Source organism: uncultured Polaribacter sp. (assembly GCF_947497695.1).
Classification (GTDB): domain Bacteria; phylum Bacteroidota; class Bacteroidia; order Flavobacteriales; family Flavobacteriaceae; genus Polaribacter.
Genome location: NZ_CANMHM010000002.1, coordinates 370,275 through 389,421, shown reverse-complemented (window position 1 = coordinate 389,421; position 19,147 = coordinate 370,275). Strand labels below are relative to the sequence as shown.

General features: G+C 29.1%; 21 protein-coding genes. 11 read left to right on the top strand and 10 right to left on the bottom strand.

The window, feature by feature from the left end:
• Window positions 1–35: 35 nt before the first annotated feature.
• Entirely contained in the window at window positions 36–1,016 is a 981-nt protein-coding gene (locus Q0731_RS04015; protein ID WP_299060200.1) for a pyruvate dehydrogenase complex E1 component subunit beta, read from the bottom strand.
• Window positions 1,017–1,213: 197 nt separating this feature from the next.
• Between Q0731_RS04015 and Q0731_RS04010 the strand changes: the two genes are divergently transcribed.
• From Q0731_RS04010 to Q0731_RS03995, 4 genes are all read left to right on the top strand, one after another.
• On the top strand, window positions 1,214–1,960 hold the full coding sequence (locus Q0731_RS04010) for an electron transfer flavoprotein subunit beta/FixA family protein (RefSeq protein WP_299060198.1): 747 nt from the start codon (window positions 1,214–1,216) through the stop codon (window positions 1,958–1,960).
• Window positions 1,961–2,142: 182 nt separating this feature from the next.
• On the top strand, window positions 2,143–3,099 hold the full coding sequence (locus tag Q0731_RS04005; RefSeq protein ID WP_299060195.1) for an electron transfer flavoprotein subunit alpha/FixB family protein: 957 nt from the start codon (window positions 2,143–2,145) through the stop codon (window positions 3,097–3,099).
• A 466-nt stretch (window positions 3,100–3,565) separates the two neighbouring features.
• Window positions 3,566–4,174, top strand: a complete 609-nt coding sequence (locus Q0731_RS04000; protein WP_299060188.1) for a bifunctional nuclease family protein — start codon at window positions 3,566–3,568, stop codon at window positions 4,172–4,174.
• 101 nt (window positions 4,175–4,275) lie between these two features.
• Window positions 4,276–5,100 (top strand): thymidylate synthase, encoded by an 825-nt coding sequence (locus Q0731_RS03995; RefSeq protein WP_299060186.1) that lies wholly within the window; start codon window positions 4,276–4,278, stop codon window positions 5,098–5,100.
• Window positions 5,101–5,168: 68 nt separating this feature from the next.
• Here the strand turns inward: Q0731_RS03995 and Q0731_RS03990 are convergent, their stop codons facing one another.
• Window positions 5,169–5,465, bottom strand: coding sequence for an isoamylase early set domain-containing protein (locus tag Q0731_RS03990; protein WP_299060184.1), 297 nt, complete (start codon window positions 5,463–5,465; stop codon window positions 5,169–5,171).
• 298 nt (window positions 5,466–5,763) lie between these two features.
• On the opposite strand from Q0731_RS03990, the gene Q0731_RS03985 reads away from it, so the two are divergent.
• On the top strand, window positions 5,764–6,258 hold the full coding sequence (locus Q0731_RS03985; RefSeq protein WP_299060182.1) for a dihydrofolate reductase: 495 nt from the start codon (window positions 5,764–5,766) through the stop codon (window positions 6,256–6,258).
• On the opposite strand, the gene Q0731_RS03980 is transcribed toward Q0731_RS03985, so the two are convergent.
• On the bottom strand, window positions 6,251–6,685 hold the full coding sequence (locus Q0731_RS03980; RefSeq protein ID WP_299060180.1) for a DUF6146 family protein: 435 nt from the start codon (window positions 6,683–6,685) through the stop codon (window positions 6,251–6,253). The genes Q0731_RS03985 and Q0731_RS03980 overlap by 8 nt on opposite strands.
• 404 nt (window positions 6,686–7,089) lie before the next feature.
• Here Q0731_RS03980 and Q0731_RS03975 point away from each other — a divergent pair, with 404 nt between their 5' ends.
• Genes Q0731_RS03975 through Q0731_RS03960 form a run of 4 tightly spaced genes read left to right on the top strand, consistent with a single transcriptional unit; the run spans window position 7,090 to window position 9,344 of the window.
• Entirely contained in the window at window positions 7,090–7,647 is a 558-nt protein-coding gene (locus Q0731_RS03975; protein ID WP_299060177.1) for a DNA-3-methyladenine glycosylase I, read from the top strand.
• Complete coding sequence (locus Q0731_RS03970; RefSeq protein ID WP_299060175.1) at window positions 7,647–8,417, top strand: hypothetical protein; 771 nt, start codon at window positions 7,647–7,649, stop codon at window positions 8,415–8,417. Before Q0731_RS03975 ends, Q0731_RS03970 begins: the two co-directional genes overlap by 1 nt.
• Before the next feature lie 10 nt (window positions 8,418–8,427).
• On the top strand, window positions 8,428–9,048 hold the full coding sequence (locus Q0731_RS03965) for an ion channel (RefSeq protein ID WP_299060172.1): 621 nt from the start codon (window positions 8,428–8,430) through the stop codon (window positions 9,046–9,048).
• Window positions 9,049–9,068: 20 nt separating this feature from the next.
• Window positions 9,069–9,344, top strand: coding sequence for a hypothetical protein (locus tag Q0731_RS03960; protein WP_299060169.1), 276 nt, complete (start codon window positions 9,069–9,071; stop codon window positions 9,342–9,344).
• Between the two features lie 4 nt (window positions 9,345–9,348).
• Here Q0731_RS03960 and Q0731_RS03955 read toward each other — a convergent pair whose 3' ends face one another.
• The gene (locus Q0731_RS03955; RefSeq protein ID WP_299060166.1) at window positions 9,349–9,555 is read right to left on the bottom strand and encodes a hypothetical protein; all 207 of its coding nucleotides are present in this window, start codon (window positions 9,553–9,555) and stop codon (window positions 9,349–9,351) included.
• Between the two features lie 190 nt (window positions 9,556–9,745).
• Here Q0731_RS03955 and Q0731_RS03950 point away from each other — a divergent pair, with 190 nt between their 5' ends.
• Window positions 9,746–10,132 (top strand): nucleoside triphosphate pyrophosphohydrolase family protein, encoded by a 387-nt coding sequence (locus Q0731_RS03950; protein ID WP_299060165.1) that lies wholly within the window; start codon window positions 9,746–9,748, stop codon window positions 10,130–10,132.
• A 201-nt stretch (window positions 10,133–10,333) separates the two neighbouring features.
• On the opposite strand, the gene Q0731_RS03945 is transcribed toward Q0731_RS03950, so the two are convergent.
• Window positions 10,334–10,816, bottom strand: coding sequence for an ABC transporter ATPase (locus Q0731_RS03945; protein ID WP_299060163.1), 483 nt, complete (start codon window positions 10,814–10,816; stop codon window positions 10,334–10,336).
• A 91-nt stretch (window positions 10,817–10,907) separates the two neighbouring features.
• Window positions 10,908–11,519, bottom strand: a complete 612-nt coding sequence (locus tag Q0731_RS03940) for a thioredoxin family protein (protein ID WP_299060161.1) — start codon at window positions 11,517–11,519, stop codon at window positions 10,908–10,910.
• A 222-nt stretch (window positions 11,520–11,741) separates the two neighbouring features.
• Between Q0731_RS03940 and Q0731_RS03935 the strand changes: the two genes are divergently transcribed.
• Complete coding sequence (locus tag Q0731_RS03935) at window positions 11,742–12,347, top strand: hypothetical protein (protein WP_299060159.1); 606 nt, start codon at window positions 11,742–11,744, stop codon at window positions 12,345–12,347.
• A 121-nt stretch (window positions 12,348–12,468) separates the two neighbouring features.
• Here Q0731_RS03935 and Q0731_RS03930 read toward each other — a convergent pair whose 3' ends face one another.
• From Q0731_RS03930 to Q0731_RS03915, 4 genes are all read right to left on the bottom strand, one after another.
• Window positions 12,469–12,948 (bottom strand): regulatory protein RecX, encoded by a 480-nt coding sequence (locus Q0731_RS03930; RefSeq protein ID WP_299060155.1) that lies wholly within the window; start codon window positions 12,946–12,948, stop codon window positions 12,469–12,471.
• A gap of 85 nt (window positions 12,949–13,033) precedes the next feature.
• Entirely contained in the window at window positions 13,034–16,525 is a 3,492-nt protein-coding gene (locus Q0731_RS03925; protein ID WP_299060153.1) for an efflux RND transporter permease subunit, read from the bottom strand.
• A 35-nt stretch (window positions 16,526–16,560) separates the two neighbouring features.
• On the bottom strand, window positions 16,561–17,727 hold the full coding sequence (locus tag Q0731_RS03920; RefSeq protein WP_299060151.1) for an efflux RND transporter periplasmic adaptor subunit: 1,167 nt from the start codon (window positions 17,725–17,727) through the stop codon (window positions 16,561–16,563).
• 6 nt (window positions 17,728–17,733) lie between these two features.
• A complete protein-coding gene (locus tag Q0731_RS03915; protein ID WP_299060149.1) occupies window positions 17,734–19,143 on the bottom strand; it encodes a TolC family protein in 1,410 nt (469 codons plus the stop codon).
• Window positions 19,144–19,147 lie beyond the last annotated feature (4 nt).

The following is a 19,147-nucleotide window of genomic DNA, read 5'->3' as shown; positions in this document are numbered from 1 at the left end:
AAAAAGGATTTTTATTTTTTTTTTAAAGCTACGTATTATTTTTTATACATTACTTCTTTAACAGCATCAATTACATTCTGAGCATTTGGAATCCATTTTTCAAAAAGAACAGGAGAGTAAGGTGCAGGAGTGTCTGAAGTTGTAATTCTTTTAATTGGTGCATCTAAATAATCAAATGCTTCATCTTGTATTCTGTAAGTTATTTCTGAAGAAACACTTGCAAATGGCCAAGCTTCTTCTAGAATAACCAATCTATTTGTTTTTTTAACCGATGTAATAATGGCATCATGATCCATTGGACGAACAGTCCTTAAATCAACAATTTCAACAGAAATTCCTTCTTTAGCCAATTCATCAGCAGCTTTGTAAGCTTCTTTGATAATTTTTCCAAAAGAAACAACAGTTACATCAGTTCCTTCTCTTTTAATATCTGCAACACCAATAGGTATAATGTATTCTCCTTCAGGAACTTCCATTTTATCACCATACATTTGTTCAGATTCCATAAAAATTACTGGATCATCATCTCTTATGGCAGCTTTTAATAAACCTTTTGCATCATAAGGGTTTGAAGGTACAATTACCTTTAAACCAGGTGTATTTGCAAACCAGTTTTCAAAAGCCTGTGAGTGTGTTGCCCCTAATTGACCTGCAGAAGCTGTTGGCCCTCTGAAAACAATAGGACAATTAAACTGACCACCAGACATTTGTCTGATTTTTGCAGCATTGTTTATAATTTGATCAATTCCTACTAAAGAGAAGTTGAATGTCATATATTCAACAATTGGTCTTAGACCATTCATTGCAGATCCAACTGCAACACCAGCAAAGCCAAGCTCAGCAATAGGTGTATCAATTACACGCTTTTCACCAAACTCATCTAACATACCTTTAGATGCTTTGTAAGCACCATTATATTCTGCAACTTCTTCACCCATTAAGTAAATGCTTTCATCTCTTCGCATTTCTTCAGTCATGGCTTCACAAATTGCTTCTCTAAATTGAATTGTTTTCATCTAGTTTAAATTATTATTGATATTACTGCTACAAAAGTAAGGAATTAATTGTCAATTTTTAATTACAATTGTACAAACTAATCGTTTTTTTATCTTTTTTTTAATAATTGTTAAATAAATTAAAAAATACTATGCATGCATAGTATTTTTTAAAAAAAAGACGTAATTTCGCAAAGCACAAAATTAAAATAAATTTTATGAAAATATTAGTTTGTATTAGTCACGTTCCTGATACCACATCTAAAATTAATTTCACAGAAAGCGATACAAAGTTCGATACAAATGGGGTACAATTTGTAATAAACCCTTATGATGAGTTTTGTTTAACAAGAGCAATGTGGTTTAAAGAAAAGCAAGGAGCTACAGTTACTATTGTAAATGTTGGAGGAGCAGAAACAGAACCTACATTACGTAAAGCATTGGCAATTGGTGCAGATAATGCAATTCGTGTAAATGCAAGTCCTACAGATGGATTACAAGTGGCAAAAGAATTGGCAGCAGTTGTTAAAACTGGCGAATATGATTTGGTATTAGCAGGTAAGGAGTCTGCAGATTATAATGGTCAAATGGTTCCTGGAATGTTGGCAGCTTTGACCGATTTTAATTTTATAAACGGTTGTGTTGGTATTGAAGTTGATGGAACAACGGTTTCTGCAACCAGAGAAATAGATGGTGGTAATGAAACTTTATCATCGAGTTTACCAATAGTTATTGGTGGTCAAAAAGGTATTGTTGAAGAGAAAGATTTACGTATTCCAAACATGCGTGGCATTATGATGGCTCGTAAAAAACCTTTAAATGTTATTGAACCTGTTGCAGCAGAGATAGCAACAAATATAGAGTCTTTTCAAAAACCAGCACCAAAAGGAGCTGTAAAATTAGTAGCTGCTGATAATATTGATGAGCTAATTAGCTTATTACATAATGAGGCCAAAGTAATATAAATATTTTGTATTGGTTTATGTGTCATTTTTAAGTAACTGTAAAAACAATTACTTAAAATTGTCACAGTTTTACAATGAAACGATTAAACAATTACACTTTTACACAATTAAACAAAATAAAAAATAATTTTGTTAGTACAGTCCACTAAAAACAACTTACTAACAACTAAAAACTATATAATATGTCTGTTTTAGTTTTTGCCGATTCATCGGAAGGAAAATTTAAGAAAACTGCTTTAGAAGTAGTTTCTTATGGAAAAAAAGTTGCAGAACAATTAGGTACTAATGTTGTAGCACTTACAGTAAACGCTGCTGATTCATCAGAATTGTATACTTATGGAGCAGAAAAAGTCATCGCAGTTTCTAACGATGCTTTTAATACTTTTAATGCAAAACAATACGGAGCAATTGTTACAGAAGTAGCAAAAAAAGAAAACGCTACTGTTGTAGTTGTAGATTCTAGTATTGATGGTTTTTATTTAGCACCAATGATTGCTGTTCATTTAGAAGCTGGTTTTGCAACCAATGTTGTAGATGCTCCATCTAATACAAACCCTTTTACTGTAAAAAGAAAAGCCTTTTCTAACAAAGCATTTTCAAATACAGTAATTTCTACTGAAAACAAAGTAATTGGTTTGGCAAAGAATTCTTTCGGAATTCATGAAAACCCTGTTTCAGGAACTACAGAAAATTTCGAAGCTAGTATTATAGATTCAGGTGTAACATCAGAAAACATAGAAAAAGTTACAGGTAAAGTAACCATTGCAGATGCAGATGTTGTTGTTTCTGCTGGAAGAGGTTTAAAAGGTCCAGAAAACTGGGGTTTAATTGAAGATTTAGCAGACGTTTTAGGGGCTGCAACTGCTTGTTCTAAACCTGTTTCAGATTTAGGATGGCGTCCTCATGGTGAACATGTTGGGCAAACTGGTAAGCCTGTTGCCTCTAATTTATATATTGCTATTGGTATTTCTGGTGCAATTCAGCATTTGGCAGGTATCAATGCATCTAAAGTAAAAGTGGTCATCAATACAGATGCAGAAGCACCTTTTTTTAAAGCAGCAGATTATGGAATTGTAGGAGATGCTTTTGAAGTTGTGCCTAAATTAATCGAAAAATTGAAAGCATTTAAGGCTGCTTAGTAAAAAAACAATTTTTAAAGAATAAAATCTTTTTTTTGGGCATGCTCAAATTATTTTAAGTTTAGTTATTTTAATAAACCTATCAGAAGTATAACTTTTGATAGGTTTTTTTAAAAATTTTAGGCAACTTTAAATAATTTCGTTAGGCATTTAGCAATTGCTTTCCGCTAAAAATTGTGAGAGCTCTAATAAAAGCTTGTCTTGAGCTTGTAGAAAGGCTTTAATTCTTCAAGTAAGCAGAACTATAACAAATCTTCATATTTTAAAGAAATATTATTTACGAAGCTATTATTTTCATTAAATTGTGCCCTCAAAAGAATCTATCTTAAAAATTTACAATAAACCTGGTATCTTTAAGTCTAGTGCAAAGGTTTTGAGTTTTAAATGAATGATTTAGTTCTATATTTTGTTAGAACTAACATTGATTTACTTTTTAAATAGCATATTTTTTTACATAAATAAATTTATGAGTTTAATACAATTAACAATCAAAGGTATTTCATACAGTCAAACTCAAAGTGGTGCTTATGCATTGGTGTTGAGTGAAATGGAAGGCACAAGAACGCTACCTATAATTATTGGAGCTTTTGAAGCACAATCAATAGCCATTGCTTTAGAAAAAGAAATTAGACCTCCAAGACCACTTACACACGATTTATTTAAAACTTTTTCAGACCGCTTTTTAATCAAAGTAAAAGAAGTTTTAATACATAAATTAGTAGATGGTGTTTTCTTTTCTAGTTTGGTTTGTGAAAGAGAAGGCGTTGAAGAAGTAATAGATGCAAGAACATCTGATGCTATTGCAATTGCAGTGCGTTACCAAGCACCAATTTATACCTATGAAAATATTTTAGAAAAAGCAGGTGTTTTTCTTAAAATTGAAGAAGAATTTGGCATAGAAAATACGTCAAAAACAGAAGAAGTTTCATCAGAATTAGAAGCCTTAATTACCGATAATAAAAGTACTTTTTCTAATGTGTCTTTAAAAGAATTGCACGATCAATTAAATAACGCTGTTGCTGATGAAAATTATGAGTTGGCTGCAAAAATTAGAGATGAAATTAGCAAGCGTTAATTAAACGCTAAAAAAATAAAGAAATACAGATTGTGTTTTTTTATTAAAATAAAACATAAATTTTATTCAGTTTATTATCAATTAAACGATTACATACCAGAATGAAACAATACCATGATTTAGTAAAACACGTTTTAGAAAACGGAAACGAAAAAGGAGATAGAACAGGCACAGGTACAAAAAGTGTTTTTGGGCATCAAATGCGTTTTGATTTAAGTGAAGGTTTTCCAATGGTTACTACCAAAAAACTACACCTAAAATCTATTATTTATGAACTACTTTGGTTTATAAAAGGAGATACTAATATTAAATATTTACAAGAAAACGGCGTTAAAATTTGGAATTCTTGGGCAGATGAAAAAGGCGATTTAGGACCAGTTTATGGACATCAATGGCGTAACTGGAACAGTGATGAAGTAGATCAATTAAAAGAAGTAATTCACTCTTTAAAAACCAACCCAAATTCTAGACGAATGCTAGTTTCTGCTTGGAACCCTTCTGTATTGCCAGATACTTCAATTTCATTTTCAGAAAATGTTGCCAATGGTAAAGCAGCATTACCTCCTTGTCATGCTTTTTTTCAGTTTTATGTTGCAGATGGTAAATTATCTTGTCAGTTATACCAAAGAAGTGCAGATATATTTTTAGGAGTGCCTTTTAATATTGCTTCTTATGCACTATTTACAATGATGATTGCACAAGTTTGTGGTTATAAAGCAGGAGAGTTTATACATACTTTTGGCGATGCACATATTTATAATAATCACCAAGAACAATTAGAGTTACAATTGTCTAGAGAGATTAGACCGTTACCAAAAATGAAGATAAATCCATCTGTAAAAGATATCGAAAATTTTACTTTTGAAGATTTTGAGTTGTTAGATTACAATCCTCATCCAAATATTAAGGGTAAAGTTGCAGTTTAAAACTAATTTTATTCTCTTTAAAAAAAAAGAGCTTTTAATTTAATTAAAAGCTCTTTTTTATTTTAATATTATATATTTAATACGCTGTTTTCTGCACCTGCAAAATCATTCCAAACAAGTTCATCTGCCTGTTCTTCATTGATGTAAGCTCCATCAACTAAGTATCTAAATTCGTGAGATTTTCCAGATTCTAAATTAACAGTACCTTTAAAAGAACCATTTTTTAATTTCTTTAAAGGTGTTGCTTGTTCGTTCCATTCGTTAAAGCTTCCTACAACTGTTACTTTTTTAGCTTCTTCAGCAGCAACTGTAAAAGTTACTTTACAAACTGGTTTGCTTTTTAAAAATTGTTTTTTGATAGCCATAATTATTTTATTAAAAGTTTAAGTAAAAGTATGTAAGAACTAACATTGTACAAAGATTATTGTTTAATATTATTAAAGAATTATCAGTTTTGTAAAATGCCTTTACAAAATATTGGTAATCAAAAATAAAAGGGAAACAAAATTGTGTTTTATTTAAAATAGACAATCTCTTTTTGATTGATTTTCAGGCTTTTCACAAAAAAAATGTACTTATACGTCTAAAAAAACGACTTAAATTACGCTTAAAACGTCAAATCTTCAGAGAATTACTTTAATTTTGTTTAAAATATTAAATTTTATGATTACAATTATTGCCGCAATTGCAAAGAACAATGCTTTAGGAAAAGACAATGATTTAATTTGGCATTTGCCTGCAGATTTAAAGAGATTTAAAAATGTAACTACTGGTCATCCCATTTTAATGGGCAGAAATACTTTTGAATCTATTGGTAAACCATTGCCAAATAGAACAACCATTATAATTACTAGAAATAAAGAGTATTTTAAAGATGGTTGCTTAATAGCAAACAGTCTTGAAGAAGCTATTAAACTAGCAGAAAATAATGAAGATATTTTTATAATTGGTGGTGCACAAATTTATAAGGAAGCTATTGAAAAAGACTTAGTAGAGCAGTTAGATATTACACAGGTTCATAAAGAGTTTGAAGCTGATGTTTTTTTTCCTGAAATAGATTTAAATATTTGGAAAGAAACCAATAGAGAAGACTTTAAAGCAGATGAAAAAAATAAATTTGATTATAGTTTTGTGAGTTTTCAAAAGATAGCTAATTAGTTCTATTGGTTCTAAAACCACCACCTAAACTCATTTTATATTTTTTTTGTGCAAATAAAAAGTAGTTGAATAATTTATAATTTACTTCGTAACCATAATCTATATTGGGTTGATAATCAATGATATTTTCATAAATATTGGTGTTAAATTGATTTGGACTATTTGCTCTAATATTCCAAGAAATTACCCAAGCATTATTTCTAGCCTCTAAATAGTTTTGAGAATAAAAACCTTTGGGTTGTGCTACAGAATTTAAAAATTGATTAAAACCAATATCAAAAATAATAATTTGATATTCTAAACTATCATTTGCAATTACAACAGGTTGTTCTTTTATATTTGTATTGTTTTTAATTTTTGATGAACTACAAGACCAAAAAATAAGTGCGACAGAAAACAATAAGAGTATTTGTTTAAATATTTTCATAATAGTTAAAAGTATTAAAATTATATAAGATTTACAGGTTGATGCTGAATACTACCTATTTGACTTTATAAAGTTGATTCATAATTAAAAATATAGATTTCTTCCCGAGCTTGTCAAAGGATGTTTAAAGATTCACGCAAAAGTATTCAACAAGCTCAGGCTTATAAAACGTTAATTGAATTGTGATAGGTTAAAAATAATATTTTATCGGCTTTAAATAATTAAATTGGTATACTTTATCAATTTCTCGTTGTTCAAAAGTAGTTTTGTTGACTCATTTAAAAAAACGAGAATGAGTGAAAGTAAGTTTCTAAAGAGTAAACGTATTTTTTGAGTTCAAAATTTTTATAATATTGATTGCTATGAATGCTTTAAACACTACTTTTCAATTTTAAAATAAAAGAATGAAACATCGATGTTTTTGGGTAACAGATAGTGAAATTTATAAAGACTATCATGACAAAGAATGGGGAACACCTGTTTTTGATGATACAACGTTATTTGAGTTTTTAATTTTAGAAACCTTTCAGGCTGGTTTAAGTTGGATTACTATTTTAAATAAAAGAGAAAATTTTAGAAACGCTTTTGATCATTTTGATTACAAAAAAGTAGCCCTGTATGCAGAAAATAAAATCCAATCATTACTCCAAGATAAAGGCATTATAAGAAATAAACTAAAAATAAGAAGTGCTATTACAAATGCACAGTTATTTATAGAAGTTCAAAAAGAATTTGGCTCTTTTTCTAAATTTATTTGGAGTTATGTAAATAACCAACCAATTATAAATGTTTTTCATTCTAAAGAAGATGTACCTGCAACTACAGAATTATCTGATAAAATTTCTAAAGATTTAAAAAAACGTGGTTTTAAGTTTGTAGGATCTACAGTAATGTATGCATATATGCAAGCAATAGGAATGGTAAATGACCACACAACCAACTGCTTTAAATACCCTAATTAATGAATATTTTTGAAATACCTAAAGAAGATTTTAATAAAATAATAGCTGTTTTTAATAGAGAGATTGGTCGTTTTATTTTCTTTGTATTTGTGTTGTTTTTTGATAGTATTTATTTTGCTGAAAACGTTACAAATTCGCAAATATTAATCAATATTTTAATGTTAGCAGGTTTTTTTAAAATGTATTTTAGATCTACTCCAAGAGTAAAAGAACTCATGATTTATGCTGTTATTTTAGGTTTTGGAGGTGAATATTTATTTTCTAGAATTTTAGGAATGTATACTTATCGATTACAAAATGTACCTTTATATGTGCCAATTGGGCATGCAGCTTTATATGGCAGAATTTTTATGTTTAGCAAAGCTTCTGTAGTAAGAAAATACAACAAAGCTGTAGAACAATTATTTGCTATTTTTATTGCTGTTTTTGCCACTATTTATTTAGTGTTTTTTACAGATGTTTTTGGTTTTGTAATGACTCTTTGTGTGTTTTTATTGCTTTGGAAAAGACCAAAAGACAGACTCTTTTTCTATGCAATGTATATTTTAGTTGCTGTTTTAGAGATAGGAGGCACTGCTTTTGGATGTTGGAAATGGCCAAATATAGGCTTTGCAGTTTTTGAATTTTTACCAAGTAATAATCCTCCAAGTGGCATTAGTTTGTTTTACTTTTTATTAGATGTTAGTTGCTTTTTTATATACACACAAAAACATAAAATTGCTTGGTCTCGATTACAGGTCCTTAAAACAAGACAACGCATAAAAAGCTAAAAGATACAACATGGCAAAAAAAGTAAAAGATCCTGGTTTTGGATATAAATCTAGCAAAAATGCCCAAGATATTATTAATGATGATGGGAGCAGTAATGTTAATCATATCAACAGAAAAAAGAACATTGGCGATTTATATGCCTATTTTATAGACATTTCTTGGATTCACTTTTTTTTATTGATAATTTTTGCCTACACACTTTTAAATATTGTTTTTGGGTTGTTTTATGTTGGTATTGGTATTGAACAAATAACAAAACCTAAGGGAAGTTTTTTAGAAGATTTTTTAAACGGATTTTTCTTTAGTGCACAAACACTTACAACAGTTGGTTATGGAGGTATAGCACCCAAAGGAATCTCTGCAAATTTTATTGCAGCTTTTGAGGCAATGATTGGTTTGCTTAGTTTTTCATTTATAACAGGTTTGTTATATGGTCGTTTTTCTAAGCCAAAGGCAAGTATTAAATTTAGTAAAAATATTATTTTAAGAGATTTTAAAAATCAGCGAGCAATTATGTTTCGCTTAATGAATAGTAGAAAAACAGTAATGATAGAGCCAGAAATTAAGGTAACACTATCTATTACAAATAAGGATGAAAATGGCGTTTTTAAAAGAATTTTTTTACTTTAAATTTAGAAAGAAACAAAATAATGTATTTACCAACAATTTGGACAGTTGTACATGTTATTGATGAAAAAAGTCCTTTGTATAGATACACTAATAAAGAAATAAAAAATTTAGATGCTTTTTTATATCTTCTTTTAAATTATCACGAAGAATCTTTTGCTCAAAAAGTGTATCAAATTTATTCGTATGATTTTGATAACTTAGAATTAGATGTAAAATACGTGCCTTCAGCTAGTTTTGATGAAGAAGGTTTTACCATTTTAGACCATGATAAATTAAGTGAGGTAGAAAAAATGTAGTTTGCTAATTCCCAAACAAAAAACGAATTGCCACAAAAATTGCAATAATTAATCCACCATAAATAATTACTTTTTTTCCAGCACCTTTATAATAACGATCGTGGTTTTTAATATCTTTTCTGTAGCTATAAATCATTAAAGCTATAAAAGCAAAGATAAAAAAAATCATAAAAACAATTCTTCCTGTTGTAAAATAAGCACCTAAAAACATAGTTTGTGTTTTTTTAAAGTTGTTTGTGAATAGCAAAAGAGAAGCCTTTATTTTATCAATAAGTTTCTATATATTGTCTACCTAAAATCATCAAAATTTTGATTTTGTAAAATTACAAATTAAATAAAGAAAGGTATCGTTTTTATAATAACTTCTTGTATCATTATATCAGTCATAAAATTATTAATAAATGAAAAACAAAATAGCAGCAGTAACCGAATTTCATACTGCATTTAAATTAAATATGCATCAAAAACCAATTGTAAATATTGGAGAAGATAGAAAAAACCTTCGTTTTGAGCTGATGAAAGAAGAAAATGAAGAGTATTTAGAAGCAGCACAAAACAATGATTTGGTTGAGGTTGCAGATGCTTTAGGTGATATGTTGTATATTTTATGTGGCACAATTATAGAACATGGAATGCAAGATAAAATTGAAGAGGTTTTTAATGAAATTCAGCGAAGTAATATGAGTAAATTAGGCGAAGATGGCAAACCTATATACAGAGAAGATGGTAAAGTGTTAAAAGGGCCTAATTATTTTAAACCTAATATTGCTAGTATTTTAGAGAAGTAAAAGATATAATAGTTTATATAGTTGATGTGGAGAAAAACTATTTTTTGTTGTTTAATATTTCACAATTACACTAAGATTTTGTCAATCTGAGCTTGTTGAAGACTTTTTTTGTGAATACTTAAAATATCTTTCTACAAGCTCAGCAAGACAGTATTGTTTTTAAAATAGATTCAAGATAATAATCTTAAAATGTTTTTTAGCTTACAAATATCTATTATACCAGCTTTCCTCAAGAGGAATTTCCCAGTTATTATCAAAATCAATTTTAGAGGTAATTAGGTTGTCAAAAATGATGCTTTTTCCAGTAAGAGCTCTATTTTTTAGTAGTTTTTTAAAGTCTTTTAACTCTTTGTATTGTATATGTTCTCCTTGTTTAAAACAAGCATTCATTTTATCTAACAATTCTACTTTATATTCTTGCTGTAGTGCTAAAATAAATGAAACAGAACAATCAATGTCTGAGTTTGTTAAAGCTGTGTTTTCAGTATCGGCAAACAAAATAATAAAACGGTTGTATAGAAATTTGTATGAGGCTTTAAAGTTTTCATCATCCGTTTTCCAACTTTCAATAAAAGCTTTTACTTTGTTTTCAATACCTTCAATTTCATTCGGATAAAATTTTCTACTAGAAGGGTAAATCCAAACTTTTGCATCATCAGTAATTAAAGAATAATCTACAAGCATTTTTATATAATTTTTCGGTGTAAAGATACAGAAAAGAAAAACTGCAAATCCATTTATGAACTTGCAGTTTTAATTTTTATAATTTAAATAATTATGCTTCTTTTAATGCTGCTTTTTTTACTAATTCTACAAAATCATCTTGTACACTTTGTCCTTTATTTTTATTGTACCAAACTTGTAAATCTTGTTTAAAATTAGCATCTAAGGCACCATGTTTAGCTTTGTAATCAGCAACCATTTTTGTAGCAACTGTAGGTCTTGGTCCCCAAGTGTCTATTACATTGTTATCTGTGTCTAAAGCAATTAATTTTGGAATTGATTTCCCTCCATTTGTTAAAAATAAGTTCATCAAATCTTCATTATCATCACGTAAAACCAATTTTAGATGAATATTATTATTGGTTTCTGCAATTTTGTTAATTACAGGTAAGTTTTGAGCAGCATCACCACACCAACCTTCTGTAATTACTAACCAAGTTTGTGGTTCATTTACTTTTTTTATTTGAGTAACTGTTTCTTCAGAAATTTTAATCGTTTTATCTAAACGTTTCATTCTTTTATCATTTAACAAACTATAATTTGTTAAAGCATCAGATTGCTCATTACCTGTAGCTTTACCCTCTGCTAATAAATTGCTCACTAAATCTCTATATTCTTGATATTGATATGTGTTTTCTAAACTTTTTTCTATAATTTTTTTCATCACTTATTATTTTAGGTAAAGGTATAGCTATCGTTTTTTTTTAATAGTAACCTTTGTTACAAATAGCTCTTATTTTTGTTTTTTAAGTAGACGAAATAAAACAGAAACCTTACAAAGTTTATTTTGATTGATAATTTAAATATTATTGATTGTTACAATTTATATAAATTAAGATTTTGATGCTGCTAAAATGTGTATTTTTGTAATTAAGAATTATATGAAGTGAAACAAATAACCATCTTACTTTTAGCAATACTCATCTTTTCTTGTAAAAGTAATAAGAAAGAAATTGTAGAAACAATTCAAGAAATTCCTGAGAAAAGTACCGCAAAAAAACACGCTTCTGCTATAGATGTAAATGCTGATTTTGAAGATGTAATAGCAGATTGGAAAGAGTTAAACACTGTAAAACACTTTTTAAAGAAATTTGAAAAAGTATCACCAAATGAAGCTTTAAGTAATGCTTTAGAATTAAGAGATTTAGTAAAGAGTTTAAAAGACAGTATAAAACCTGCAATTTTTGATATTCCGTCTTTTAAAGCAAGAGTAAATGTTTTAGAAAATGAAACTTTACGTTTGGCAGATTTAACTTTAATACCTGCAATTACCCCAACTGAAATTAATAGTCAAGTAAATAAAACGATTGGTGCTTTTTCTGCTGTAAACTCTAAAATAAATAGTATACTTTCTAAAAAACGTTTTGAAGACGAAATCGATATTAAAGTAGATTTTATTGGTATAGATTCTACGATGATTGATAGTACTACTAGAAAATCTATCAATCTTAAAAATAAAGAGGAATTAGAAAAAAAGAAAAATAAGCAGTAGTATTAGAAGCTATTTCCTGCTTTCCACTATATCTTTTTGCAGAAAAAGCAAAAAGGATGCCGTTTCAATCAGGGCTAAGCTTGTTTGCCAATTCATAGATTTATTTTTATTACTTTTAAATCTAAGAAACAACCTCACCAACAACTTTAAAAATCAACTCATTTTCAAACCCCTTTCTCATTAAAAAATCAGTAAGCTTTTTCTTTCTTTTATAAATATTTGGTTCAGAAATTACGTTATTTCTGTTTTCTGTAATTCTGTAAATAGTTTTTATGTATTCAGTTTCATCAATTTCTTTTAAAGCTGTTTTAATGTTGTAAGCAGAAATATCTCTAAATTTTAATTCTCTAACAATACGTGGTTTTCCCCAACTTTTAATTCTGAATTTTCCACGAGCATAACTTTTAGCAAAACGTTCTTCGTTTAAAAAGTTATCTTTCATCAGGCTTAAAAGAATCATTTCTTTTGCTTCTGGTATCAACTGATAATCCCACATTTTTTCTTCTATTTCTTTGTGACATCTATCTTGGTAAACACAGTAGTTTTCTAACTTTCGTTTAATTTCATCAACCGTAAAAGATTTTTTTTCTTTTTTTAACATGTTCTCGAAATTACAAAAAAGAGGTTAAAATCAAATTGATTTTAACCTCTTTTTTTAAGTATGATGATATAAAGTATAATAATGATTAACCTATTTGGTCAATTTGATTTTCTAATTTTAATTGTCCTTTAATTCTCATTTTAAACTTTGTAATTAAAAAGAATAAAATAGGCACAACTACCAATGTTAAAAAAGTAGCAATTAGTAAACCATAAATAACAGTCCAAGCTAAAGGTCCCCAGAAAACAACATTATCTCCACCCATATAAATATTAGCGTCAAACTCGCCAAATAAAGTAAAAAAGTTAATATTTAAGCCAATTGCTAAAGGAATCAATCCTAAAATAGTAGTAATTGCAGTTAACAATACAGGTCTTAAACGTGCTTTACCTGCTTTTACTACACTTAAAAACAATTCATCAATTGGTAGAAAATCTTTTTCATCAATATTTAAATCCTCTTTTCTTCTATCAATTAAAAGTTGTGCGTAATCTAGTAGAACAACTCCGTTGTTTACTACAATTCCTGCGAGTGAAATAATTCCCATCATTGTCATCATAATTACAAAAGAACTTCCTGTAAGTACAATACCACCAAAAACCCCAATAAAACTTAAAAAGATGGCAATCATAATAATTGCTGGCTTAGAAACCGAATTAAATTGAAAAATTAAGATAAAGAAAATTAAAGCCAAACCTTTAAAAAACGCACCACCTAAAAAGGCTTGTTGCTTATTTTGCTCTTCAATTTGCCCAGTATAATCGATTCTAATATTATTAGAAATACCATTATAACTTTTCATTTCTTCTTTAATTTGATTAACAACAGCACCAGCATCTACATAACCAGGTGCTAATTGAGAATATACAGTAACTACACGTTTTGTATCTCTGTGTTTTATAGCACTAAAACCAGAAGTATTACTTTGTGTAGCCACAGCAGAAACAGGTATCGATTTTATCTGGCCAGTATTGTCTCTAAATGTAATTTTTTGATTAAAAAGTGCACTTTTATTGTATCTGATATCTTTGTTAAAACGCACATTGATATCATAATCATCTCCATCTTCTTTATAGATACCTGCTTTTGCACCAAAAATAGCGTTACGTAATTGTTGGCCAACTTGCCCAGTTGAAACGCCTAACTCTCCTGCTTTTTCTCTATCTACAAGTACCTTCATAGAAGGCTTGTCTTTGTTTACATCAATTTTTAACTCATCTACACCTGGTACGTTTCTAGAATTTACAAAAACCCTCATTTTTTCTGCTGCAGCAATTAATTCTTCATAATCATCACCTTCTAGTTCTATGTTAATTGGTGCGCCAGTTGGTGGTCCATTTGCATCTTTTTCTACAGAAATTAAAACTCCAGGATAAATACCTGTTAAGGCTTCTTGTACTTTTTGTCTTAAAACCTCACTGTCTTGTCCGCGTCTGTATTTGTACTGACGCATAGAAGCTGTAATTTTACCTTTATGAGGCATTTCTGCTGCAGACCCTCCATCTGTTTGGGGGTTTCCAGCACCTTCACCCACTTGAGAAACAGCACTTTCTACCATAAAATTGTAGCCATTATCCATGTAGATATTTTCATTTAAAATACTAGCTACTTTTTGCTCAATTTCTTTGGTAATTGTATTGGTTCTTTCTATATCTGTACCTTGAGGATATTCAATATAAACCACAACTTGATTTGGTTTATTATCAGGAAAAAATTCAATTTTAGTTCTTTGAGTTCCTACAGACCATCCAAAACCAGCAAAAGCGATAAATAATAGAACAAAAGTACCAATAGTAATTGCATAAGGTTTCCAATTAGAAAGAGCACTTTTTAAAGTTTTTTCATAAAAATTCTCTAAAGAAACTAAGGTGTTTTTCTGAAAATAATTAGCAGCTTTTCTTAAGAATAATCTGTACACCCACAACATAATTGCTGTAAATATCATTACAGAACCTAAGCCTCTATATTCGCCACCAAAAATTAAAATTAGCAAACCAATTAGACCAACAATTAAAGAGATCGTAATTAATTTTTTAACAGGCATGTCTTTGTCTTCTGTTGTCATAAACTGAGAAACTAAAACAGAATTAAAGAAAATAGCAACAAATAAAGACGATCCTAAAACAACAGAAAGTGTTATTGGGAAGTAAATCATAAACTGACCAAAAAGTCCAGGCCACAAACCTAAAGGAACAAATGCAGCTACTGTTGTTATAGTAGAAATAATAATAGGAAATGCAATTTCTCCAATCCCTTTTTTAGCAGCTTCCACTCTAGAGAGGCCTTCCTCATCCATTAAACGATATACGTTTTCTACAACCACAATACCATTATCTACCAACATACCTAGTCCCATAATTAATCCAAAAAGAATCATGGTATTTAGTGTGTAACCCATTGCACCTAGTATCATTAAAGACATAAACATAGACATTGGTATGGCAAAACCTACAAATAAGGCATTTTTAAAGCCTAAAAAGAACATTAAAACAGTTACAACTAATATAATTCCAAAAATAATGTTGTTAACCAAATCATCTACTTGACCAATGGTTTTGTCTGATAAATCGTTGGTAATTGTTACATTTAAATTAGAAGGGAAAAATTCTGCTTTTGCTTTTTCTACAATTATTTTTACTTGATCTGCAGCAGCAACCATATTTTTTCCTGCACGTTTTTTAACATCTAACATTACTACTTGTTTGCCATCTTTTCTGGCATAGGTAGTTTTGTCTTTTTCTCTAAAACGAACAGTTGCTACGTCTTTAAGGTAAATAGGACTTCCTTTTTCTGATTTGATTACAAAATTGTTTAAGTCTGTTGGTGTATCTATTTCTCCTAAAATTCTAACGGTTCTTCTTTGGCCACTTGCAATTAAATTTCCAGCAGAAGAGGTTACGTTACCTCTTTGTATAGCAGCAGTAATATCATCAAAACTAACTTGCATTGCCATCATTTTGTATATGTCTACAGCAATTTCTACTTCTCTGTCTTGTACACCTCTAATGTCTGCCTGTTTAACTTCTGTTAAATCTTCAATATCATCTTGTAAATATTCTGCAAATTCTTTTAATTTTTGAAGTGGAAAATCACCAGAAATATTGATATTTAAAAAAGGTACTTCTTCAGAAATATTTAAATCAAAAGCATTTGGATCTACTTTTGCACCATTAAAAGTAGGCCAATCTTCAGACGCTTTTTCGGTATCTAACTTGTCTTTGACACGTTGTTTGGCAACTTCAACATCCATATCGTCATCAAATTCTACTATAATCATAGAATAATCTTCTTGAGATGTTGAGGTAATTTCTACAATACCACTAATTCCTTTTAATTGGTCCTCTAAAGGATCTGTAATTAGTTTTTCTATATCTTCAGCAGTATTTCCAGGATATAAGGTACTGATGTAAATTTTAGTTTCTTTAATTTCTGGAAAATCTTCTCTTGGCATATTGAAATATGCAGACATCCCTAAGCCTAAGATTAGAATTATTAAAACATACATGGTAGTTTTGTTAGAAATTGCCCACGATGAAAGTTTAAATTCTTTATCTGTTTTTTTCTTATTTTTAGTCATTAGTTGTTCGTTTTTAGACGTTCGTAAATTGTAGTCTATTCACTAATTTTAATTTCTTGTCCGTCTTTTACAGTTCTTGCACCAGCTTGTATCAAAATATCTCCTTCAGCAACACCTTTTAAAACTTCTATAATATCTCCTTGGGTTTTACCAGTTGTAACAACCACTTGTTTTGCGGTTCCTATATTATTGTTGATATTTTTAATTACATATACATATTGTTGTCCTTCCGCATTTTCTGATAAAATACTTTGTGGAATTAAGATAGCTTCTGTGTTTGTATAGTCGTTAATTTTTAGTTTAGCAGTAAGATTTGGTTTTATACTTCTATCTTTATTTGGTACTGCAATTTCTACTTTAAAGGTTCTGTTAGCAGGGTCTATAAAATTACCAGTTTGCCTAATTTTTGTGTTTAAAGAGCTTCCTAAAACAGGAAACATAATTTCTACAGCCTTACCAGTTCTAATATCAGAAATATAATTTTCTGGAACTGAAGCCTCAATATACATATTATTAAGGTTTACAATTCTAAAAACTTCAGAACCCATGCCAGGAGCAACAATAGTACCTTGGTTTTTAATAACATCATCAATAATACCAGAAAAAGGAGCTCTAATTGTAGCTTTTTCTAACTGTTTTTTTAGTTGAGCTAAAGTGTTTTTTTGAGCAGTAAATTGTGTTTCTGTTTGTAGGAATTGAATTTCTGATCCTATTTTTTGATCCCAAAGTCTTTTTTGACGTTCAAAAGTAGTTTTAGCCAATGCTGTTGTAGCCTCTAATTGTGCTACTTGTTGTGCCATTCCTCCATCATCAATTTTTGCTAAAATTTGTCCTTTAGAAACTTTTTGACCTTCTTTTACAAAAACACGCTCTAAAGTACCTGGCATTTCAGGATATATTAGAACATTTTGTTTGGTTTGTACATTTCCTTGCAATTCTAAATAATGGTTAAAAACTTGTTTTTTTAACTGAATGGCAGTAACTAAAGGTACTCTCTTTAAGGTGTCTAATGTTTCTATTTCTGTTATTAATTGTTTAATTTTTGCAGAAATTTCTTGTACCTGTTTGTCTAATTCAGATTTTTTAGTTCTAATTTGTTTGATGTCTTTTGTAGCAATAACTTCTGCAATGGTTTGTTCTTTTTTTTCTCCACAAGAAACAATTAGAACAGAAATTGCAAGTAATAAATATATTTTTTTCATGGTTTTTTATTTTTTGATTGGTAAGTTTAATGCGTTTTCTAAAGTTGCTTTTTTAGCAATAACATCTAACATAGATTGTATATAGGTTTGTTGCTGTGTGTATAATTGGTTTTGAGCTTGTAATAAATCAAAACTAGAAGAAATTCCTTCAAAAAATTTAACACGTTGTTTTTTTTCTATTCGTTCTGCCAAACCAACATTTCTTTTGTTTGTTTGGTAGTTTTCTATACTTAATTGATACTCGCTTTTTGCTTTTTTAGCTAATAAATTTAAGCGTTGTTTAGTTTCTTCTAATCTTAAGTCAGCGTTTTCTAGAGCTATTTTAGCTTGTGCTGTTTTGGATTTTCTACCAAAACTGCTAAAAATTGGTACATTTAGGCTAACACCTACTAAAGATTGTTGAAACCATTGTTGGTTTCTATCTAAAAAACTAAAAGATTCTGAGAATGCTTGAGTACCATAATTTACAAAAGCAGACAAACTTGGTAGTGCTTTACTTTGCTCTAACTTCATCATTAATCTTTTTGTTTCTTTATCGTTTTCAGAAATTCTAAAATCTATGTGATTGTTTACATTAAAATTTTCAGTAATCAATGCTAGGCTAATGTTATCTTCTGCCAAACCATCTAAAGTATCTGTTAAAGTAAGTTTTGTTTCAATAGCATTTCCTAAAGAAAGATTTAGCATTTGATATGCAATTGCCTTCATTCTTATGACACTATTTAGTTGATTTTTAAGGTTTCCTAAGGTAATTTCTAATTGTTCAACATCTTCTTCCTCATTCAATCCGTTTTCATAAATCTTTTTAGCATCATTGTAATTTTTATCTAAAATTTTGATGTTTTTTTTAATGATAGCAATGCTTTTTTCTGTTATTAAAACATTTCCATAAGCATTTATAATTGCTTCTCTAGTTAGCATTTCTGTTTTTTCTTCTGCTTGTTCAGATATTTTTAAAAATGTTTTAGAGGCTTGTAAAGCTACTAAATACGAGCCATCAAATAATAATTGTGTTAAAGTAACAGAAGCGTTTACATTTTGTGGAGTCCCAAAAACTACAGGTATAAAACCATCTGGCGAGTTTGGGCTACTTTCTCTATTAAGGTCAAAAAAATCTTCTACGGTTTGTACAACAGATTCTCTATTATCAAAAGCAGCTGCAGGCAATAATGAAACAGGTTGTTTTAGAAATTTTTGATAATCAATAGCAGCATTAATTTGTGGTAAACCAACAGCTGTAGTTTCCCAAACTTTTTCATTGGCAGCATTGATATCATTTCTAGCTGTTTTTGTGTTGTAACTATTCTCTAATCCATAAATAATTGCTTCTTTTAGAGATAATTTCATGTTTTTCTCTTGAGCACTTAGGCTACTCAAAAAAAGAAAAGAAATGGTTACGAATACTATTTTTTTCATTCTG